Origin of the sequence: Marinobacter sp. AC-23 (genome assembly GCF_001858325.1) — a bacterium.
Classification (GTDB): Bacteria; Pseudomonadota; Gammaproteobacteria; order Pseudomonadales; family Oleiphilaceae; genus Marinobacter.
The window spans coordinates 61702-81888 of sequence record NZ_MBPP01000032.1; the positions used below are offsets into that span (position 1 = coordinate 61702).

Genomic DNA, 20187 nt, shown 5'->3' on the forward strand with positions numbered 1-20187 from the left:
TGATCAAGGTGAGCTATAACATTAAGGTATACCCACGATCCAATTTAGATAATTGTCTGAATGATTTCATACTGATAATTTTCCGCCGCCTATTGTATCCAGGCGGAGGATGACCGGTTCATAAGGTGCCACCGCCCTGCGGCAATAGAAAAAATAACATTGATAAAGGCACCAACGATGACAAAGAACACCCGGTTCCCCGCAGTAAAACTATTTTCTGGCATCCTGATTCTGGGTTTAGCCAATGCTGCCAGCGCAGTTGAGATCAAAACAGATGACGCCAAGTTTGATATCTATGGCTTCGCTCGACTGAACGCGTCCTATGATATCAACGAAGATATCAGCAAAAGCAATGGCACCCGTTCTGGCGATTTCAGTCAGATCAACACGGGAAGCGCGGAAGATAGCGAAGCATCTGGTTACTTCGGAGCCGATGCCGTGCAGTCCCGCCTGGGTGTTCGCACCACCATGGCCTCTGGCGTGCAAGTTACTGTAGAGGGTGATTTCCGGGGCGGTAGCAGCGGTGGCGAACTCCGCCTACGTCATGCCTACGGCGAATACGGCAACTGGTTGATGGGGCGCACCTGGTCTAACTACAACAGCTTTGTCGGCAACACCTCTGTTCTGGAAATGGATGGCGTGGCAGGTCACGCCGGGCTCTACAGCAGAACGGCCCAGGTTCGTTACACCCGCGGCAATTTCTCGTTCGCCGTAGAAGATCCAAAATCCAAGATCCTGGAGCAAGACTCCAAAACCGGTTTGCCAACGCTAACAGCCCGTTACGAAGACAAGGTGGGCGCACTGAGCTTTGCTTCTGCTGCACTGATTCAGGAAGTCAGTTACGACACCGGCGCCAAAGACCGCTCGTCGATTGGCTATGCTCTCTTTGGCGCGGCTAAATTCCAGGTGACCGATGCCGTCAGTATTCAAGGTAATGCCAACTACACCGATGGTGCCAACGGCTATCTTTGGCGCTCTGGCACAAACTACTACGGTGAAGATGCCTATCTGAAGAACGACAGCATAGAAACCATTGTTGGTTACAGTGCCAACCTGGGCACCACCATCAAGATTGGCCCGGGTGCACTCAGCGCGGTATACGGCGTGGTAACCATGGACTGGGACGATGCAGTGGACGATGCTTTGAGCGTTGGTGATAAGCACGAACGCAATACCAACGCCTTTCTGACGTACAAGTGGAGCCCGGTGAAAAGCGTTATGCTGGGAGTAGAGTATGGACGCTACGAAGTGAAGAAAGTGAACGGCGATGATGGCGATGCCAATCGCTTGATGTTCGCTGCGCAATACAACTTCTGATACCCCACTAGCTAACCCTTCGCTACGATAGACCAGGCAGCTAAACTCTCGCTGGCTGCCTGGTTATTACCTTTTCCGTAACCTTCAGAACAGCGTGTCAGCGAGTTGCAGCCTTAGCAAAACCCGCCAGCGCGCTGCTCACTTTTTTCACAACCGCATCACAGCCTTCAATAGCATGCCTGGCCTTCAGGTACTCCGGATCGTTATAGCCCAGCCATACCTGGCCATTCTCGTCTTCCCATATCAGCGCCTTTTGCGGAAGATCTACCGCAACACTCTGCGCACACTGCATCAGAGGCGTACCTACCTTGGGGTTGCCAAAAATCACGAGCTCGGTTGGCCGCAGATCCATACCTGCGGATTCAGCTCCCGCCGCGTGATCGATCCGGTTCATAATTTTCATACCCTTTTCGTTCAAGGCAGCTTCAAGTTTATCCGCTGTAGTCACTACGCTATGATTACTTTTAACGGCGATTAGTCCGTCTGCAGCCATAGCAAGGCCCGAACAAAGCGATAAAATGAGGGGTAAGGCAATCATCCTGAAAGCGCTCATGGAACGTGTCCTCTAATATGAAATGTGAATCTCATAATAGACTACTCAAGCCCTGCTGCGGGAGCCAGATAACAAATCGGGAGTTTGTTCTGATCCATCTACGCGTTATTACGTATAAGAAACATGTCTCGCTATTAACCAAGACCGCCAACAAGGAGCGCAGCCCAGCCCATGGGCCACAAACCGCTATGCTTACACGAATTTTATCCTGTATTTTTCTACTCGCTCTGGGTATGTCCAGCCAGATTCATGCTCAGGAGCAGCCTTTAAAAGTCGGCATCACCAAGGTTCCACCTTTTGTAATGCAAACGGAAGATGGGCGCTGGGAAGGGATCAGCATCGACCTCTGGGAAGATGTTGCCGAGGGTATGGGGCGAGAGTTTGAATGGGTGCCCATGAGCTTTAATGAGCTTCTCGGCGCCGTTGAAAACGGTGATATCGACGTTGCTGTTGGCGCTCTGACCATGACAGCGGATCGGGAGGCTCTTTTTGATTTCACTCACCCCTTTTATCAGACAGGGCTATCTATTGCTGTACCACAGGTACCTGAACAAAGCCTGTTTGCCAGCCTGAAGGCCTTTGTTAGTTGGCAGTTCCTAAGCGCAGTTCTCGCACTGGGCGCACTGCTGTTGGTCGTGGGCTTCTTATTGTGGCTGGTTGAACGGCGCCGCAACCCAGAACAGTTCGGAGGCTCCGCAGCCGAGGGTATCGGCTCCAGCTTTTGGTGGGCCGCCGTCACTATGACCACAGTTGGCTACGGTGACAAAGCGCCCGTATCGCTTGCGGGCCGGCTAATCGGTCTGATCTGGATGTTCGCGGGCTTGATCATGGTCGCCAGCTTCACCGCTGCGATTACCACCTCGCTGACCGTAAGCAACCTGCGCACTGGCATTCAAGGCACGAGTGACCTGCCAGGTAAGGTCATTGCAACGATTTCCAACACGGCAAGCCAGCGCTACCTTGAAGATGAGAGGATCCGTTACCAGACGTATCCGGATCTCACATCGGCCATGGAGTCGGTAATCAATGGCAAAACAGACGCCATCGTGTACGACCGCGCCCTGATGCAGTATCGAAACCTGCAGTTGGGCAAGCAAAAGCTCACGGTACTTCCCGGTGTATTTGCGCAGCAGCTATACGCCTTGGCACTGCCAGACGCCAGCCCGCTTCGGGCACAGATCTCGCAACAGATTCTTCGGGTGACTGAAGACGACAGCTGGGCGGGTATCCGGGCGACCTATCTGGGCAAGGACTAAACCTTTAGGGGCGCAGCCAGGCTGCGCCCCTGGCGTTGCTCATGAGCCAAATAGAGCCGAGCGCAAAGGCCGGAGAAAACCACGCGGCTCGTTTCGACGGGCCTTGGATTTCCTGCCATCGAACTCTATGTAGCCATCTTCAATCGGATCAAACCGCAAAACTTTCACGTCTTCCAGATAGTTCTGCGAAGCTTTCCAGGGGCCGTGAGTGCCTTGGCGCGGCAGGCGATCCGCCGCACGCTTGATGTAACCCGCGTCCAGTGACCCCATTACCGTATCCTCGCCGAGGCTATTCTCGCTGTCTTTGGCGACCGCCACGCGCAGCCCGTGCCGATCCATATGGTTGATCAGGCGGCACATGTATTCGCTGGCAATATCCGCTTTCAGGGTCCAGGAGATATTAGTGTAACCAAAGATCATACCCGCGTTGGGTACGCCTTCGACCATCACGTTTTTGTAGACAACCTTGTCCTTCAGAACCACTTCCTGACCATCCACCTTCGGCTTGATGCCCCCAAGCATCTGAATATCCAAGCCAGTGGCAGGAACGATAATGTCCGCATCCAGGTGCTCACCAGACTTCAAGCGAATACCGGTTTCGGTGAAGCGCTCAATATGATCGGTTGCGATGGACGCCCTGCCGGCTTTCAATGCGCCGAACAGGTCGCCGTCTTTCACCACGCACAGGCGCTGATCCCAGGGGTCATAGACTGGCGTAAAATGGCGCATATCAGTTTGATCACCCACCTGGCGCTTAATAATGCCAAGAAACAGACGGCGCATGGCTTTTGGGCTCTTGCGAGAGCGCTGATAAAGAAACCGGGAGATCGTAATATTACGCGCCCGGGTCAGCCGGTAAGCAGCCTTGGCGGGCAGCACCTTCTGCAGGCCGAGTGTGACTTTGTCTGTCGACGGCAGGGGCATCAGATAAGTCGGTGAGCGTTGCAGCATGGTTACGTGGCCAGCCTTCTCCGCCATGGTAGGCACCAAAGTTATCGCGGTTGCCCCACTGCCAATCACCACCACTTTCTTACCGGTATATTCCAAACCCTCCGGCCAATGCTGCGGATGTACCACCTGGCCTTTGAAATCCGCTTCGCCGGGAAAATCCGGCTTATAGCCCTGATCGTAGTTGTAGTAGCCAGTGCAGCCAACTATAAAGCTGGCCGTATAGTGTTCGCTTTTACCGGTCGCTTCATTCACGGCTGTCAGTTTCCAGCACTTATCAATGCTGGACCAATCTGCCGTTTTTACAGCAAGGCCATAGCGAATATGCCGTTCAACGTCGTTTTCTTTGGCGGTTTCACTCACGTAGTTTTTGATGGACGCACCATCCGCCAGCACCTTGCCACCGGTCCACGGGCGAAAGTTGTAGCCAAAGGTAAACATGTCAGAGTCAGACCGAATTCCCGGGTAGCGGAACAAGTCCCAGGTACCACCAAGGGACTGACGCCGTTCCAGGATGGCAAAGGACTTGCCCGGGCACTCCCGCTTCAAATGGCAGGCCATACCAATGCCCGACACCCCGGCTCCGATGATTAGTACGTCAAAATGCTGTTCGCTCATAACCCGCCTCTCGAATCCACTGTCGTTATTATGCTAACGCGTTGGGAATCAAGATAGCGCAGCCGGGTATCGTGGGAAATTGGCCTGCACGGTCTCAGGCGACTGTTGTTTGGGCCAGTTTGCGAATAGCCGCAGCAGAGTGTTCTGCCCATAGTCGATAGGCGTCCAGGCCAGGATGAAAGCCGTCTGCAGCCATAAAACCCGGTTCCAGGGGGAAAGAAACGCAAAGATATTCCAGGCTATCCTCCCCATAAGCCCCGTCGTTGCAAAGGTTTTCCATCAACGTGTTCAGCTGCCTGGCCCGCATACCCAGATACCAGCGCAGAGGCTGCGGCAACGCTGGAAAAAGGTGCATTGGGGGAATGGCAGTAAAAAGAACGCGGGTGGCGCCCATGCTATTTATTAACCGATCTGACAGCTCATTCAGAACCGATAGCCATTGGCCAGTGCTGGTGCGGCCAGTTACATCGTTAACACCTAAGGACACGAGTACGACGTCGTAGTGAGCTTTCGGTGCTGCGCCGAGGGCGGCCAGAACCTCCGCCGCCGTGCGGCCGGTTTCAGCCAGCAAACCCCAAGTCACACAATAATCCTTGGCCAGCTCCCGAACCAACTGGCCCGCCAGCGCATCCTGCTGGTTGCTTACACCCACACCCGCAGCGGCGGAATCACCCAGGATTAGCAACCGAAGTTCCGGCCCATTCCCAGCGGTGCCCTGGCGCTCGCCCTCGGGTTCTGGCAAACGCGGCGTGACCCGGCGCACATAACGCCCCTGGCAAATAAGAACCGGCGCCAGCGCAAGCGTCGACAACGGGTACAACATTGTGTTTACGCTCAGTCAGTCGTGGTGGCCAATTGGGCCTTCGGTGAACAGGAATTCCCGCAGGTGCTTGTCCATAATAGGATCCTTGCGGCGAATCCATTCCAACACCATAGCCGCGTGTTCCTTTTCCTCATCGCGATTGTGCTCAAGAATCGCTTTCAGCTCGGGATCTTTGCAGGCATCCACACGCTGGTTGTACCAGTCTACCGCTTCAAACTCCTCCATCAGAGAGCTAACGGCACGGTGCATATCGCGGGTGTCATCGGTCAATTCGCCTACCGGCTCGTGGTAACTGTCGTTCGCCATAAAAACATCCTTTATCTGTTGGTTATCGGGGTATTTTTAGCACAGTGGCACACTTTGACAATAGCCCATAACGCACGGCTTAAACACTCTGGTTTCGTTTGAACCGCTGCACAAGCTATGGCAAAGTCAGGTGCCAAGCCGATCCAGGTATGCACTCCATGAAAACCGTTTTCTCACCACTGCACAGCCGCCGCTCCGTAAAAACCGAGCTGGATGGCGGCATTCTGATCGAACCCCATGAAAAACCATCCCGGGCGGAAACCATTCTGGCTCGAGTGAAATCACAAACCCTGGGTGACGTGATTGAACCTGAAGAGTTTGGCCTGAAACCCGTAAAGCGTGTACATACATCAGATTATGTGGAGTTTCTTGAGCACTGCTGGTCCGACTGGGTGGCCGAAGGCAAGCCGGGGGAGGCCATTCCCGCTGTCTGGTGTGGCCGTGGCATGCGGCCCCGTATGCCCAAAGACATAGACGGTCGCCTGGGCTACTTCAGCTTTGCGGCTGAGACCTCCATTTCTGATGGCACCTGGGAAGCGGCCTGCGCCTCTGCCAACGTGGCGCTTACGGCCCAAAAACTGGTAGCCAATGGCGAACGGGCCGCCTTTGCCCTGTGTCGCCCGCCCGGCCATCACGCCCATGCCGATCTTTTCGGCGGCTACTGTTTCTTCAACAACGCTGCCATTGCTGCGCAGGCGTTTCGTGATCAAGGCTACGAACGGGTTGCCATCCTTGATGTGGACTTTCACCACGGCAACGGCACTCAAGCCATTTTCTACAATCGAAGTGATGTACTGACCATCAGCCTGCACGGGGATCCAGATTTGGTATTCCCGCACTTTCTTGGTTTTGAAGATGAAATCGGTGAAGGCGAAGGAGAAGGCTACAACCTCAACATTATTTATCCTCCGGGAACGCCTTACAGCGAGTGGAGCAAAGGGCTTGAGACCGCCTGTCTGCGCATTGCAGAATTCCACCCAGGCGCTTTGGTTATTGCCTTGGGCGTAGACACTTTTGAGGAGGATCCCATTTCATTCTTTAAGCTGAAATCGACGGATTATTTGTCTCTGGGCAAGCGTATTGAACAGCTCGGGCTGCCTACGGTGTTCACCATGGAAGGCGGTTACGACGTCGATGCCATTGGCGTCAATGCCGTAAATGTGATGCAAGGATTCGAAGGGAAAGTATCAAACGAAGAGCTTTGACAGCAAAAAATAGAAGATAAGGGATAACAACTACTAGACGACCGGTCTAATCATCTTTATCATTGCGCCATGAATCGACATCAAGACACCTGCCAACACCTACTGACCACTGGTCGCGAAATTCTCGCGATGCAAGGCTTCAGCTCGGTTGGATTGAGCACTATTCTCCAACAGGCGGGTGTGCCGAAAGGCTCGTTTTATCACTACTTTCGGTCGAAAGAGAGTTTTGGCCAAGCGGTGCTGGAAGATTATTTTGTCGGTTACATGGAAAACCTGAGCGAACGCTTCAGTGATAGCAGCCAACCAGCACTGGATCGACTGATGAGCTACTGGAGCAATTGGCAGCAACAGTACTGTGGCCCTGCAGGCCTTAAGGACTGCTTAGTGGTTAAGCTCAGCGCGGAAGTGGCCGATTTGTCAGAAGCCATGCGCCTGACACTCAAGGATGGTACTGGCCAGATTATCGGCGGTATCACCCAGTGCGTTGAGGCTGCGATTGCAGAAGGCTCCATCCGCGACCAGAACGCCCGGCAACTGGCCACCAGCCTGTACCAACTTTGGCTGGGTGCAAGTTTGTTAACCAAACTGCATCGGGACGATAAGCACATGGCGTACGCCATGGCTTGCACCAAGACACTGATCACACACTAAAACGTAATGTATGAGCCACGGGCGCAAGGCCTTATTTTTTCGCTTAAAAACTAGACGACCGGTCTATTTTAAACTTACAGACTAAACACCAAGGATTCCACGTGAACAACTTCAACTTTTACAACCCGACCCGCATTGCCTTTGGCGAAGGCAAAATTGCCGAGCTCGACCAACTGGTGCCCAAAGACGCCAAGGTGCTCGTGCTGTTCGGTGGCGAAAGCGCCCGCCGCACTGGCACTTTAGGTGAAGTCACCCAGGCTCTTGGCGACCGCCAGGTTACAGAGTTTAGCGGCATTGAGCCGAATCCTAGCTTCGAGACCCTGATGAAAGCCGTGGCTCAAGTGCGCGAACAGAACATAGATTTTCTGCTCGCTGTAGGCGGCGGGTCGGTGATCGATGGCACCAAGTTTGTGGCTGCTGCCGCCATTTTTGAGGGCGACGAGTGGGATATTTTGCTCAAAGGCGGCAGCAACATTGAACGCGCCCTGCCCTTTGGCTCCGTGTTGACCCTGCCTGCCACCGGTTCTGAGATGAACAAAGGCGCGGTGGTCACTCGCCGGTCGCTAAAGGCAAAACTGCCGTTCCACAGTGATTTTGTGTTCCCGCAGTTCTCAATACTTGATCCCACAAAAACCTACACCCTGCCGCTACGCCAAGTTGGCAATGGTGTTGTGGATGCCTTCGTTCATGTGATGGAGCAGTACCTGACCTACCCGGCCCAAGCGCCAGTACAGGATCGCTTTGCAGAAGGCCTGCTACTGACACTGACCGAAATCGGAGAGCAGGCCCTGGCCGAACCCGATAACTACCAGGTTAGAGCCAGCCTGATGTGGACCGCGACGCTGGCCTTGAATGGCCTGATTGGCAGTGGTGTACCTCAGGATTGGGCCACCCACATGCTGGGCCATGAGCTGACCGCCCTGCATAACCTTGATCACGCCCAGACCCTGGCCATTGTATTGCCGTCGATGCTGCGTGAGCGCAAGGCATCCAAGCTCGACAAATTGGTGCAGTACGGCGAACGCGTTTGGGGTATTCGGGATGGAAGCGCTGAGGAGAGAGCCGACGCAGCTATTGCCAAGACCCAGCAGTTCTTTGAGTCGCTCGGCGTTAAAACCCGCCTTGGCGACTACGATCTTGGCGAAGAACACATAGAGCCGTTGATCAAAAGCCTGGAAAGCCACGGCATGACGGCTCTTGGCGAGCACGGTGATGTAACACCAGATATGTGCCGCCGGGTACTTCAAGCAAGCCTGTAAGCCAAAACCTTGTCCTTTTGCGGGGCCCTGGCAATTGCAGGTGCCCCCTTTTTTTGCTCAGAAAACCGCAAACTCAGCCCTTGAAACCCTTGCCAACTATGTAAACTTCCCGGGAGCGGGCCCGAGATGAATCCGGCTTGCGCACCACCACCTTATCGAATACCTCTCTGGCGGCTTTCAAGTACTCATCATAGCCTTCGCCCTGAAACACCTTGGCCACATAGCTGCCTTTGGGTTTGAGCACCTGGCTGGCCATATCCAGCGCCAGTTCCACCAAGTACATGGAAGACGCCTGATCAGACACCGTAACCCCACTGATATTTGGCGCCATATCAGATATCACCACATCCACACGGCTATCGCCGAGCGCCTCCATGATGGATTCAAACACCGAATTTTCTGTGAAGTCGCCCTGAACAAACTCTACCCCGGCAATGGCATCCATTGGCAGAATGTCGGAAGCCAGCACCCTGCCCTTGTGGCCAACCAGGTTAATGGCCACCTGCGACCAGCCACCCGGCGCAGAGCCGAGATCCATCACCACCATATTGGGGTGAATCAGCCTGTCTTTCTTGTTGATTTCAAGAAGCTTATAGCTGGCCCGAGAGCGATAACCATCTACCTGCGCCTGTTTCACGAAGGGGTCGTTTACGTGCTCATCAAGCCAGCGGCCACTGCTTTTGGAACGTGCCATAGGAACTCTTCACAAACGGAGGTCAATAACGGGAGCAATCAACGCTCCATTGTACGTGTCGCGCCCTCTCCCGGCAAAACCCTGACAACCGCTTAAAGCGCACGTACAATTGCCGCAACATTTTTCGATCCCCTTATACTCGGCACCTAACCCGCCATCGGCGGCCAAAGCCGCGCAGGACATTTTATGATCCGCCTAACCGAGCTGGCGTTGCCGCTGGACCATCCCGAAAGCGCCCTGAGGGCCGCTATCCTTGAGCGACTGGGCATCGACGACGCCGACCTGGCGGACTTCACCGTGTTCAAGCGCAGCTACGATGCCCGCAAGAAGAACAGTGAGATCAAATTCGTTTACATCGTGGATCTGAGCGCTCGAAACGAAGACGCCATTCTGGCCCGCTTTGAAAAAGACCAGCATGTACGGCCGGCGCCAGATACCGGTTATTACCCGGTCGCACAGGCTCCCGCTGGCCTCACTGAACGGCCGATCGTGATCGGATTCGGCCCCTGTGGCCTGTTTGCCGCCCTGATCCTGGCCCAGATGGGGTTCCGGCCTATTGTGCTGGAGCGCGGCACGGACGTGCGCCAGCGCACCAAGGACACCTGGGCGCTGTGGCGCAAAAAACAGCTGTCGCCGGAATCCAACGTTCAGTTTGGTGAAGGCGGCGCGGGCCTGTTCTCGGACGGCAAGCTATACAGCCAAATCAAGGATCCGAAGTTCTTTGGCCGCAAGGTCATGCACGAGTTTATCCAGGCGGGTGCGCCGGAAGAAATCCTGTATGTGAGCAAGCCCCATATCGGAACCTTCCGGCTAACCGGTGTGGTCGCCACCATGCGCGAGGAAATTGCCCGGCTTGGCGGCGAGATCCGCTTTGAAAGCAAAGTCACTGACCTGCGCATCCGCGATGGCCGCGTTGACAGTGTGGAGTTAGCCAGCGGCGAGCGCCTGAACAGCCGGTATGTCGTGCTCGCCCTCGGCCACAGCGCCCGCGATACCTTTCGCATGCTGCAACGGAATCAGGTGTTTATCGAAGCCAAGCCCTTTGCCATTGGCTTCCGCATCGAACACCCACAATCGCTCATCGACAACGCCCGTCTGGGCAAATACGCCGGCCACCCCGCTCTGGGGGCGGCAGACTACAAACTGGTGCACCACGCCCGCAACGGGCGTGCGGTGTACAGTTTTTGCATGTGCCCGGGAGGCACGGTAGTGGCGGCAACTTCAGAACCTGGGCGGGTCGTCACCAATGGCATGAGCCAGTATTCCCGCAACGAACGCAACGCCAATGCCGGCATTGTGGTGGCTGTACACCCCGAAGAAGACTTTCCCGGCGGCCCGCTGGCCGGTGTGGAGTTTCAGGAAACCCTGGAATCCCTGGCCTATACGCTCGGCGGCAGTGATTATTGCGCCCCCGCCCAGTTGGTGGGGGATTTCATCAAAAGCAAACCTTCCACCGAATTAGGCGACGTCGAGCCCTCCTACAAGCCCGGCATCAAGCTGGGCGACCTCGCGCCTTCCCTGCCTGCGTACGCCATCGATGCCATCCGCGAAGCCCTGCCGGCGTTCGGCAAACAGATCCGGGGCTTCGACCGGAAGGACGCGATCCTCACCGGCATCGAAACCCGCACCTCCTCTCCGGTGCGCATCACCCGGGACCGCACCAGCCTGCAAAGCCTGAATACCCGAGGCCTTTACCCGGCAGGCGAAGGCGCAGGCTATGCGGGCGGCATTCTCTCGGCGGGTGTGGACGGCATCAAGGTTGCCCAGGCCCTGGCAATGGCCATGCTGGAAGACCTCGACACTAAAAGCGGAACCCCATCGTGAAGCTGGACAACATCAAAAAGCTGCACCAGAAGAAATACCGGCAGGCACTGGGCCACTATCTGGTTGAAGGTGAACATCTGGTGCTGGAGCTACAGAAAGCCGCAGATCGCCAGCCTGCGCTGAAGGCTTCTGAGCTGTATGTAACCGGTGCGTATGAACATTGGCAAAGCCCCTTCAAAACCCATCACGTGAACGAGCGCCAGATGGCCCAGCTTGCCGATACCCGCACGCCCCAAGGCATCCTGGCCGTGGTGCCCATACCGGACAGCGACATTAAGCCCGGCGCGGAGCCCGGCGAAAAAGCGATTTACCTACACGAGGTTCAGGACCCCGGCAATCTCGGAACCATTTTGCGCACACTGGCTTGGTTTGGCGGCTTTCGTTGCCTGCTGAGCCCCGGCAGCGTCGATCCTTACAACCCCAAGGTCGTTCGTGCCAGCATGGGTGCGATTTTCCATCTGCCGATTGAAACCGAGGTGCCGCTGACCTGCGTGAGTAACCGCTATAGCTCCGTGGCTTGTCTCGACCTGAACGGTGACAAGCTGACAGCAGAATCTTTCAGCCACCACGACTGCTATCTGTTTGGGAACGAAGCCCGAGGCGTACCGCAAGAAGCGCTGATCCAGCTGGCTGCAACGCCTTACACCATTGTGGGCAACGGCGAGATCGAATCCCTTAACCTGGCCTCAGCCGTCAACATGTGTGCTTATGAGTTGGTTCGACGTACCTGAACGCCAGATCTGATTCATTTCGGCAATCAGTCTGGTGGTTATCGTCATTGCCTGTAGCTTGCTAATTGGCGATGATCGAAGCCTGATGCCCTGAACCGGATGCCTGACTATGGAACACTGTCTCCAGCCCACTAAGTTCTTCGACTACGACAAGCCCGAGCTCAAAGCCTGGATCGACAAGCAGCTCGAAGGTGTGGTCCGTGATCCGGTGGAGCAAATCAAGGCCCTGTACCTGGCGGTGCGAGACGACATCGCTTACAACCCTTACGTCTTCAGCACCAATCCGGAAACCTTCAGCGCAAGCTACGCTCTTGGCAGCGGAGAAACCTATTGCATCCCCAAAGCCGTCCTTCTGGGTGCGGCGGCTCGATATCTCGGCATTCCCAGCCGCCTCGGTCTCGCCGATGTACGCAACCACCTATCCAGCCCAAAGCTGATCGAATGGCTTCAGTCGGATATTTTCCGGATGCATGGGTTTATCGAGCTCTACCTCAACGGTCGCTGGGTAAAGGCTACCCCCGCTTTCAACAAACAGCTGTGCGAGCTCATGAAGGTGGAGCCTCTGGCGTTTGACGGCATCAACGATTCCATTTTCCAGGAATACACCGATTCCGGAGACGCGCATATGGAATACGTGAACGACCATGGCGTATTTGACGATGTGCCGCATGCATTCATCATTTCCGGTATACGGAACGCCTACCCTCACCTATTCACGGAATCAGGAGAGGAATCTGCAGCAACACTGACCGGTAGCCTGGAAGAGGACCTCGGGTAAGCTTCAGTGAGCGCACGGGTGAATTCATCCAGCAGTTCATCAGCGCTTTGCCGGCGCTCGGGTTTCCCGGAATCGGATCGGCGGCTGAAACGACGAAAATCCACGTTTTGCCAGTGCTCAGGTCCATGACTTGCTCAACTGTATCGACGTTGTCGAGACTGGCAGGCTTGAGCTGGTAGCCGAGCACCGGTGGCGATTTGTCATCTGAGAAATCGAATCCATAGTGATAATCGTGCAGCAAAAGGAGCGCCAGCCCGCCGCCCATAAAATGACGCCCCAGACTAACCGCCAGTTCACCGCTGCGGATCGATTCAAGTGCCTCGGTTCCCAATCAACACCACCCACTAAAACATCTTTGCCGGGCCGTCGTCCCGCCAGCTTCGCCGCTTCGATAGCCCCCAGTGCCATGCCATCACTGGCACTCCAGATTGCCGCAACCTGCGGATAGCGCTTCAGCAACACCAGCGACTTGTCTTTCGCCAACTGGCGATCCCACTGTGCGTCCACCAACTGCAAGAGCCGGGTCCGATTGGCATCAACAGTCTCCATAAGTCCCTGTTGCCGGCCCTTGGCGGCAGAGGAATCCAGGGTTCCCGAGAGCGCAAAGAGCGGTAACGGCTGCCCCAGCTCGATCAAGCCCAGGCGTTGTGATTTCTGTTCAAGAATGGCTGTTAACGTGCGGCCGGTGGCCGCGCTGGCCTGAACCAGGCGACTCATGGTGAAAAGCAGGAGAAAAATAAGCATCAAGGCTGGGCGATACAGCATGTAAAAACTCACCCTCTGAACAGCTCGGCTGCGCTATTGTATTTATTGTTACGGCTAAACTACCGAGCAACAGAAGCGCGCGCAAGCTGCGGATTCGAATGAGCGCGCCATTTAGAGAGGGTGTTATGCGGCTTCGTTCTCGCTCTCGCTCTCATCAACCGAATTACGGATGAGAAAATCGAAGGCGCTCAAGGCAGCCTTGGAACCCTCTCCCATAGAGATAACAATCTGCTTATAAGGCACCGTGGTAACGTCTCCGGCAGCGAAAACTCCCGGAATTGAGGTTTCGTTACGGTCGTTGATGATGATTTCACCTTGCTGGCTCAGCTCGATATCGCCTTTCAGCCATTCGGTGTTGGGCACCAGACCAATCTGCACGAACACACCTTCCAGAGTCACGTGGTGGTTTTCACCGGTGTTGCGGTCCGTGTACTTCAGGCCACTCACCCTGCCGCTCTCACCAACCACCTCGGTGGTCTGCCCAGACGTAATAATGTCCACATTGTTCAGGCTACGCAGCTTTTTCTGCAGCACATCGTCGGCCCGCATTTCAGCGCCAAACTCAATCAGTGTCACATGGCCCACAATGTTGGCCAGATCGATAGCCGCCTCTACGCCGGAGTTGCCGCCACCAATTACCGCAACATGCTTGCCTTTGAACAGTGGGCCGTCGCAGTGCGGGCAGTAAGCCACGCCTTTGTTTCGGTATTCCACCTCGCCCGGCACACCCAGCGGGCGCCAGCGAGCGCCGGTAGACAGCACAACTGTGCGGGCCTTAAGTGACGCACCATTCGCCAGGCGAATCTCGTGAGGCATTCCACGCTTGGTGGCCGGAATCAGCTTCTCGGCCATCTGCATGTTCATGATATCCACGTCGTACTCTTTAACGTGCTGCTCCATGGCAGTAACCAGCTTCGGGCCTTCGGTGTAAGGCACAGAGATCAGGTTCTCGATTCCCATGGTATCCACTACCTGACCACCAAAGCGCTCGGCGGCAATGCCCGTGGAAATACCTTTACGCGCTGCGTAAATAGCCGCTGCTGCGCCAGCCGGGCCGCCGCCAATCACCAGCACCTCAAAGGCGTCTTTCTGGTTAATCTTCTCGGCTTCTTTCTCGTCAGATTTGGTATCCAGCCTGGACACAATCTCTTCCAGGGTCATACGTCCCTGGCCCCACGCTCACCGTTCAGGTAAACACTCGGCACAGACATAATTTCGCGCTTTTCTACCTCATCCTGGAACAGGGCGCCGTCTATAGCCGTGTGGCGGACACCCGGGTTCAGAACGCTCATCAGGTTTAGCGCCTGAACCACATCAGGGCAGTTCTGACACGAGAGTGAAAAGTAGGTTTCAAACTCAAAGTCGCCATCCAACTGCTGGATTTGTTCAATCACGTCCTGTGACGCCTTGGAGGGGTGGCCACCCACCTGCAACAACGCCAGAACCAACGAGGTAAACTCATGCCCCATGGGAATGCCCGCAAAGCGAACACCCATATCGCTACCCACCCGGTTTATGGAAAAAGACGGGCGGCGCACATCGTTTGACTCTTCCGTGCGCAGGCTGATCTTCTCAGACATAGGCTCGATTTCTTCCAGAAGTTCCCGCAGCTCCTGTGATTTGTCACTGTCGTCATAGGCTGCCACCAACTCAATCGGCTGTTGCAGTTTTTCCATGTAAGCTTTCAGTTGCTGCTTAATATTGGCATCCAACATATAAGGATTCTCCTTTTGAATTCTTTAAACTGATCGCTTGAATCTCTGTGTTCAAAGTGATCTTTGGTTCGGATATACCCAAACGATACGGACTGGCAATAAAATGCTCAAATTAATTGATCCAAACCGATTGATAGCTGAATGCTATTAACAAAATCCTAAAAAGAACAATAAGACGCCTTTGGACACGTTTCTGGTTTGGCGAATGGGCAAATAGCGCATACCCTTACACGCCAGACCCCGGTACCATGTTAAAGGACGTTGTGACGTCACCCTTTGCACTCAGGACAAGCAGCACATGTTTCCAGACCGTTTTCACACAATCCAGGACGGACGCGTACATATTTCCGCATCCCAGGCCAGCCAGTTCGCCAAGGAAGTCGCCGGAGATTTCAATCCGATCCACGACCCCGATGCGCGCCGGTTCTGCGTTCCCGGAGATCTGCTCTTTGCCGTGTTGGTTTCACACTTTGGCCTTTCCCGGCATATGACCTTCCAGTTTCGCGCCCTGCTTGGCGACAGCGTGCCTTTGGAGTTCAGGGAAAGCGGCGAAGAAACCATCGAAGTGTGCGATCGGAACGGCAAGGTGTATATAGAAGTAACTCGCAGTGGCGAAGTAACCCATGACGAACGTGTTGTTGAAGAGTTTATTCGCTGCTACGTGGCCGCCTCTGGCAAAAACTTCCCCCACACTCTGAAGCCGCTGATGGAATCGAAGGGTGTGATGTTCAACCCGGATCGCCCCATGGTGATGTACGAGAGCATGAGCCTCACCCTGGATCGCCTGGATGCGGCCTCACCGGAGCTGGAATTGCACAATGCCGACCTGGAAGCCAACGGCAAGCGTGGCAATGTTACCCTTGATTACCGTCTAGTGTCTGATGGCAAACCCGTAGGTGAAGTTTCCAAACGCCTGCTTTTAGGCGGATTACGACCCTATTGCCCGGATGCCATGGCAAGCGTCATTGAAGAGTTCTATCGCCTGAAGGCGCGCGGATCCCAATACGGCGTTGACACGGTAGAGTCTTGAGCCAGATTCGTAAGCCGCACATACAAAAACCCCGGTAGCCCGGGGTTTTTGTTAGTAACAGGCCCTAAAGAGCCTGTCCTGCGTAGTTCCCGATTAAAGGGAAACTTAGATCTTGCCAACCAGATCCAGTGAAGGAGACAGCGTAGCTTCGCCTTCCTTCCACTTGGCCGGGCAAACTTCGCCAGGGTGTTTGCGCACATACTGAGCGGCTTTCACTTTACGCATCAGTTCACTCGCATCGCGGCCAATACCCTCTGCCGTAATTTCCGTCGCCTGGATGATGCCATCCGGATCGATCAGGAAAGTAGCGCGGTCTGCCAGGCCTTGGCCTTCACGCATTACGCCAAAGTTATTGGTAATGCTGCCGTTCTGGTCGCCAACCATGAAGTAGTTGATCTTACCAATGGTCTCGGAGCTGTCGTGCCATGCTTTGTGGGTGAAGTGCGTGTCGGTAGACACGGAGAATACTTCAACGCCCATCTTTTGCAGTTCTTCGTAATGGTCTGCTACATCGCCCAGCTCGGTTGGGCATACGAAGGTGAAGTCTGCAGGGTAGAAGAAAAAGATCGACCACTTGCCTTTCACATCAGCTTCGGAGATTTCTACAAACTCGCCATGTTTAAAGGCAGTTGCGTTAAACGGTTTAATTTCGCTGTTGATCACGCCCATTGAGAAGACTCCTGTTGGTACGTTTGCGTGTTAATGAATCTACACCGATAGATTAACCAATAAGCCAGCTTTGGTAAAATTGATTATCTCCAAGATAGCTATAGGCTTTATCTATTAGCGTATTTCCTTGATTACCAAGGCCCTACAACATAGCCAAGTTGTTCCGGAAGCCAGAGAGCAATCCCGGGTATCAGCATCACCAGAAGCAGGCTTACACTCATTGCGGCAATGAAGATCAGGGCCCAGCCTATGGTATGTTCCAGGCGAATATTAGCAATACGTGTTGTAACCATCAGGTTAACCGCCACCGGCGGCGTAAACTGGCCAATGGCAATGTTCATGGCCAGCAGAATGCCAAACCACACAGGGTTCCAGCCAAAATGGTTCATCAGTGGCAATACGATGGGGATGAGAATTAGATAAATCGACACTGCATCCAGCAACATGCCGGCAATTAGCACCAACACCATCACCAGGCCCAACAACACCCAGCTGTTGTCCGACAGTGACAGCAGCGCATCTGCCAGATGCTGGAACGTACCCAGTGTCGTGCCCGCCCAGGCAAAAATACCGGCCAGAGCAATGATCAGCATAACCACGCCGGAGGTTACTGCCGCATCTGTCATCAGATCAAACAGGCTGCGCAAACTCAGATTTCGGTATACCAAACACCCCACAATGACACCGTAGGCCACCGCAACGACTGCCGCTTCGGTAGGGGTGAACAAGCCAGAGCGCAGGCCGCCCAGAATAATAACCGGGGCAAACAGTGCCGGCAGTGCCGCCTTGAAACTGGGCCAAAATGGCGGGCGCTCCGACGTTTCGGGGTTCTCCCAGCCATACTTGCGAGCCAAGTACAGCGCCGGTACCAGTAAAGACAAACCGGCGAGAATGCCTGGGAATAAACCTGCCGCAAACAACGCCCGCAAATCCACACCTGGCACCACAATGGAATAAAGAATCAGCGCGATAGAAGGTGGGATCAGGATGGCGGTAGAGGACGATGCCGCAATCAACGCCGCCGAAAATGGCTGTGGATAACCGGCCTTACGCATACTGGGCAGCATAACCATGGCCACTGCAGCTGCGTCCGCAGGCCCTGAGCCGCTCATTCCGCCCATAATCAAGCACACCAGAACGGCTACAACCGTTAGGCTGCCATGCCTTGGCCCGATAATGGCTTGGGCAAACCGCACCAAACTGGCCGCAACCCCAGCTCGTTCAAAAATAAGACCGGTGAGAATGAACAGTGGTATCGCAATCAGTGGATACTTCGCCACACTGTTGTAGGTATTGGTGCCAAAGGTGGCTAGCATGTCCGGCGACAACCCCACGAGAATGCCCACCAGACCGCCAAACCCCAGGGCAATAGCCACAGGAACACCCAACAGCAACGCCAGCAGAAAGCTCCCGATCATCAACAGGTCAGGACTCATGGATGACCTCCTCGTCTTTCTTACCGCGCAGGCGATCGATAAGGTTTTGGGTCATCCGGATAATAATCGCGGCCGACATCACCGGCAGCCACATCACATAAATCCAGTTGGGTAACCCCAGCCCCGGCGAGAGCGACTCCCAGTTGTACTCTTGCAGCGCAAACGTACTGCCATACCAAGTAGTCACGCCCATAACCGCCACACCCACCAGCCATTGCAGAACAAACACCCCCTTCAAAGCAGGTGCCGGCAAGTAATGCTCAATCAGCTCAATCCGAATGTGCTGGTTATCGCGAGCGGCCACAGCCGCACCGGCGAACGTGACGATCACCAGCAGAAAAACCGAAAACTCTTCAGTGAACGCAAATGAGGCGTCGGTGGTATAGCGGACAATCACATTGCCCAGACTGATCACGCAAATCGCAATCAGGGCCAGTGATGCCAGCCAGGCTTCCGGCCGAAATTTCGGGGGTCGGGAGGACATGAATACTCCGGTTCAGGCAACAGCACCCGCCGGAACCGACGGGTGCACATGCAGCAGGGTGTTACTGTTTGCGGTTAGCAACGGCAGACTGAGCCTGCTTCACCAGATCTTCACCAATGCGTGGTGTCCACTTCTTGTAAACAGAGCGGGTAGCCTTCACAAACGCATCGTGCTGCTCCTGGGTCAACTCGGTGACGGTTACACCACGCTCCTTGATGGCCTGCAGCGTGTCTTCAAGCTCGGCACGGGATTTTTCGATCTCCCATTTACCGGCATCCACCGCCGCCTGCTTCAAAAGCGCTTGGTCTTCGGCGTTAAACTGGCCCCAAACACGGTTGCTTACAGCAAACACCAGCGGATCGGCCATGTAATGCCACAATGTGAGGTGCTCCTGCCCAACCTGATCAATACGTGCCACATCGAAAACTGAAAGCGGGTTTTCCTGGCCATCAACCGCCCCTGTGGTCAATGCTGGCTTGGCGTCTGCCCAACTCATCTGCGTAGGATTGGCACCCAGCTCGCTGAATGTATCCTGGAACAGAGGCGAACCTACAACCCGAATTTTCAGGCCTTCCAGGTCCGCGGGTTCGCTGATTGCGAGTTTGGAGTTAGACAACTCACGGAAGCCATTCTCACCCCAGGCCAACGGTGTTACGCCTCGCTTTTCAATCGCTTTGAACACCGCCTTTCCGGCCTCACCTTGGGTAATTGCATCGATGGCTGCGTTATCAGGCATGAGGAATGGCAGGGAGAACAGGTTCAGCTCTGGAACCTGGGGTGACCAATTGATGGTAGAGCCCACAGCCATATCAATCAGCCCTGAACGCATGGCGGAAAACTCTTTGGTCTGATCCCCGGAAACCAGCTGGGAATTGCTGTAAATCTTCATGTTAATACGCCCTTCCGAGCGCTCTTTTACCAACTCTACCCATTTGTCGGCAGCCTGACCCCAGGGGAACGCCGACGGCAGTACGGTCGACACCGTGTATTCATCTTTGTATTGAGCGTGGGCCGCAGAGCTAAGCACAACAGTGGCCAAAGCGGCAGCGATCAATGAGCGGGATTTGAGCATGTTATTTTCCTTTTTTATTGGAAAGGGAGAGACCACGGCGGGGCACCGGACAC

The 20187-nt window shown here is 54.8% G+C and carries 19 protein-coding genes and 1 pseudogene; 9 read left to right on the plus strand and 11 right to left on the minus strand.

The window, feature by feature from the left end; all coding sequences use genetic code 11:
- Nucleotides 1–177 precede the first annotated feature (177 nt).
- Entirely contained in the window at nt 178–1317 is a 1140-nt protein-coding gene (locus tag BCA33_RS11490) for a DcaP family trimeric outer membrane transporter (RefSeq protein ID WP_071265956.1), read from the plus strand.
- A gap of 97 nt (nt 1318–1414) precedes the next feature.
- Here the strand turns inward: BCA33_RS11490 and BCA33_RS11495 are convergent, their stop codons facing one another.
- On the minus strand, nt 1415–1870 hold the full coding sequence (locus tag BCA33_RS11495) for a DUF302 domain-containing protein (protein ID WP_071265958.1): 456 nt from the start codon (nt 1868–1870) through the stop codon (nt 1415–1417).
- 188 nt (nt 1871–2058) lie between these two features.
- Here BCA33_RS11495 and BCA33_RS11500 point away from each other — a divergent pair, with 188 nt between their 5' ends.
- Nucleotides 2059–3126, plus strand: coding sequence for a transporter substrate-binding domain-containing protein (locus BCA33_RS11500; protein WP_071265960.1), 1068 nt, complete (start codon nt 2059–2061; stop codon nt 3124–3126).
- A 39-nt stretch (nt 3127–3165) separates the two neighbouring features.
- Here BCA33_RS11500 and BCA33_RS11505 read toward each other — a convergent pair whose 3' ends face one another.
- From BCA33_RS11505 to BCA33_RS11515, 3 genes are all read right to left on the minus strand, one after another.
- Nucleotides 3166–4692 carry an NAD(P)/FAD-dependent oxidoreductase gene (locus BCA33_RS11505; protein WP_071265962.1) on the minus strand — a complete coding sequence of 509 codons (1527 nt, stop codon included), beginning with the start codon at nt 4690–4692 and terminating at the stop codon, nt 3166–3168.
- Nucleotides 4693–4786: 94 nt separating this feature from the next.
- Entirely contained in the window at nt 4787–5515 is a 729-nt protein-coding gene (locus tag BCA33_RS11510) for an SGNH/GDSL hydrolase family protein (protein ID WP_071265964.1), read from the minus strand.
- 15 nt (nt 5516–5530) lie between these two features.
- Nucleotides 5531–5821: an encapsulin-associated ferritin-like protein gene (locus BCA33_RS11515; protein ID WP_071265966.1), complete on the minus strand. Its 291-nt coding sequence runs from the start codon at nt 5819–5821 to the stop codon at nt 5531–5533.
- Between the two features lie 158 nt (nt 5822–5979).
- On the opposite strand from BCA33_RS11515, the gene BCA33_RS11520 reads away from it, so the two are divergent.
- From BCA33_RS11520 to BCA33_RS11530, 3 genes are all read left to right on the plus strand, one after another.
- Complete coding sequence (locus BCA33_RS11520) at nt 5980–7026, plus strand: histone deacetylase family protein (RefSeq protein WP_071265968.1); 1047 nt, start codon at nt 5980–5982, stop codon at nt 7024–7026.
- Nucleotides 7027–7095: 69 nt separating this feature from the next.
- Complete coding sequence (locus BCA33_RS11525; protein ID WP_071265970.1) at nt 7096–7677, plus strand: TetR/AcrR family transcriptional regulator; 582 nt, start codon at nt 7096–7098, stop codon at nt 7675–7677.
- Between the two features lie 101 nt (nt 7678–7778).
- Nucleotides 7779–8936 (plus strand): iron-containing alcohol dehydrogenase, encoded by a 1158-nt coding sequence (locus tag BCA33_RS11530; RefSeq protein ID WP_071265972.1) that lies wholly within the window; start codon nt 7779–7781, stop codon nt 8934–8936.
- A gap of 73 nt (nt 8937–9009) precedes the next feature.
- Here the strand turns inward: BCA33_RS11530 and rlmE are convergent, their stop codons facing one another.
- Entirely contained in the window at nt 9010–9630 is a 621-nt protein-coding gene (rlmE, locus tag BCA33_RS11535) for a 23S rRNA (uridine(2552)-2'-O)-methyltransferase RlmE (RefSeq protein ID WP_071265974.1), read from the minus strand.
- 186 nt (nt 9631–9816) lie between these two features.
- Between rlmE and BCA33_RS11540 the strand changes: the two genes are divergently transcribed.
- The 3 genes from BCA33_RS11540 (at nt 9817) to BCA33_RS11550 (ending at nt 12963) form a co-directional block, all read left to right on the plus strand.
- Nucleotides 9817–11454: an NAD(P)/FAD-dependent oxidoreductase gene (locus tag BCA33_RS11540; protein WP_071265976.1), complete on the plus strand. Its 1638-nt coding sequence runs from the start codon at nt 9817–9819 to the stop codon at nt 11452–11454.
- Nucleotides 11451–12185, plus strand: coding sequence for an RNA methyltransferase (locus BCA33_RS11545; RefSeq protein WP_071265978.1), 735 nt, complete (start codon nt 11451–11453; stop codon nt 12183–12185). The genes BCA33_RS11540 and BCA33_RS11545 overlap by 4 nt, the downstream gene beginning before the upstream one ends.
- A gap of 109 nt (nt 12186–12294) precedes the next feature.
- Nucleotides 12295–12963, plus strand: a complete 669-nt coding sequence (locus BCA33_RS11550; RefSeq protein ID WP_071265980.1) for a transglutaminase family protein — start codon at nt 12295–12297, stop codon at nt 12961–12963.
- Between the two features lie 117 nt (nt 12964–13080).
- Here the strand turns inward: BCA33_RS11550 and BCA33_RS11555 are convergent, their stop codons facing one another.
- Together BCA33_RS11555 and ahpF are read right to left on the minus strand one after the other, a co-directional pair.
- Nucleotides 13081–13728 carry a substrate-binding domain-containing protein gene (locus BCA33_RS11555; protein ID WP_071265982.1) on the minus strand — a complete coding sequence of 216 codons (648 nt, stop codon included), beginning with the start codon at nt 13726–13728 and terminating at the stop codon, nt 13081–13083.
- 123 nt (nt 13729–13851) lie between these two features.
- Nucleotides 13852–15443: pseudogene (ahpF, locus tag BCA33_RS11560) on the minus strand (alkyl hydroperoxide reductase subunit F).
- Between the two features lie 298 nt (nt 15444–15741).
- Between ahpF and BCA33_RS11565 the strand changes: the two are divergent.
- Nucleotides 15742–16473 (plus strand): DUF3581 domain-containing protein, encoded by a 732-nt coding sequence (locus BCA33_RS11565; protein ID WP_071265984.1) that lies wholly within the window; start codon nt 15742–15744, stop codon nt 16471–16473.
- 105 nt (nt 16474–16578) lie between these two features.
- Here the strand turns inward: BCA33_RS11565 and ahpC are convergent, their stop codons facing one another.
- From ahpC to BCA33_RS11585, 4 genes are all read right to left on the minus strand, one after another.
- Nucleotides 16579–17142 carry an alkyl hydroperoxide reductase subunit C gene (gene ahpC, locus BCA33_RS11570; RefSeq protein WP_071265986.1) on the minus strand — a complete coding sequence of 188 codons (564 nt, stop codon included), beginning with the start codon at nt 17140–17142 and terminating at the stop codon, nt 16579–16581.
- 131 nt (nt 17143–17273) lie between these two features.
- Nucleotides 17274–18578, minus strand: a complete 1305-nt coding sequence (locus BCA33_RS11575; RefSeq protein WP_071265988.1) for a TRAP transporter large permease — start codon at nt 18576–18578, stop codon at nt 17274–17276.
- Nucleotides 18568–19062, minus strand: coding sequence for a TRAP transporter small permease (locus BCA33_RS11580; RefSeq protein WP_071265990.1), 495 nt, complete (start codon nt 19060–19062; stop codon nt 18568–18570). Before BCA33_RS11580 ends, BCA33_RS11575 begins: the two co-directional genes overlap by 11 nt.
- 61 nt (nt 19063–19123) lie before the next feature.
- Entirely contained in the window at nt 19124–20134 is a 1011-nt protein-coding gene (locus BCA33_RS11585; protein WP_071265992.1) for a DctP family TRAP transporter solute-binding subunit, read from the minus strand.
- Between the last annotated feature and the right edge of the window lie 53 nt (nt 20135–20187).

Bases quoted from the DNA above. Each gene is read 5' to 3' on its own strand.
- BCA33_RS11490 (WP_071265956.1), top strand. From the start codon at position 178: ATGACAAAGAACACCCGGTTCCCCGCAGTAAAACTATTTTCTGGCATC.
- BCA33_RS11495 (WP_071265958.1), bottom strand. From the start codon at position 1,870: ATGAGCGCTTTCAGGATGATTGCCTTACCCCTCATTTTATCGCTTTGT.
- BCA33_RS11500 (WP_071265960.1), top strand. From the start codon at position 2,059: ATGCTTACACGAATTTTATCCTGTATTTTTCTACTCGCTCTGGGTATG.
- BCA33_RS11505 (WP_071265962.1), bottom strand. From the start codon at position 4,692: ATGAGCGAACAGCATTTTGACGTACTAATCATCGGAGCCGGGGTGTCG.
- BCA33_RS11510 (WP_071265964.1), bottom strand. From the start codon at position 5,515: ATGTTGTACCCGTTGTCGACGCTTGCGCTGGCGCCGGTTCTTATTTGC.
- BCA33_RS11515 (WP_071265966.1), bottom strand. From the start codon at position 5,821: ATGGCGAACGACAGTTACCACGAGCCGGTAGGCGAATTGACCGATGAC.
- BCA33_RS11520 (WP_071265968.1), top strand. From the start codon at position 5,980: ATGAAAACCGTTTTCTCACCACTGCACAGCCGCCGCTCCGTAAAAACC.
- BCA33_RS11525 (WP_071265970.1), top strand. From the start codon at position 7,096: ATGAATCGACATCAAGACACCTGCCAACACCTACTGACCACTGGTCGC.
- rlmE (WP_071265974.1), bottom strand. From the start codon at position 9,630: ATGGCACGTTCCAAAAGCAGTGGCCGCTGGCTTGATGAGCACGTAAAC.
- BCA33_RS11540 (WP_071265976.1), top strand. From the start codon at position 9,817: ATGATCCGCCTAACCGAGCTGGCGTTGCCGCTGGACCATCCCGAAAGC.
- BCA33_RS11550 (WP_071265980.1), top strand. From the start codon at position 12,295: ATGGAACACTGTCTCCAGCCCACTAAGTTCTTCGACTACGACAAGCCC.
- BCA33_RS11555 (WP_071265982.1), bottom strand. From the start codon at position 13,728: ATGCTGTATCGCCCAGCCTTGATGCTTATTTTTCTCCTGCTTTTCACC.
- BCA33_RS11565 (WP_071265984.1), top strand. From the start codon at position 15,742: ATGTTTCCAGACCGTTTTCACACAATCCAGGACGGACGCGTACATATT.
- ahpC (WP_071265986.1), bottom strand. From the start codon at position 17,142: ATGGGCGTGATCAACAGCGAAATTAAACCGTTTAACGCAACTGCCTTT.
- BCA33_RS11575 (WP_071265988.1), bottom strand. From the start codon at position 18,578: ATGAGTCCTGACCTGTTGATGATCGGGAGCTTTCTGCTGGCGTTGCTG.
- BCA33_RS11580 (WP_071265990.1), bottom strand. From the start codon at position 19,062: ATGTCCTCCCGACCCCCGAAATTTCGGCCGGAAGCCTGGCTGGCATCA.
- BCA33_RS11585 (WP_071265992.1), bottom strand. From the start codon at position 20,134: ATGCTCAAATCCCGCTCATTGATCGCTGCCGCTTTGGCCACTGTTGTG.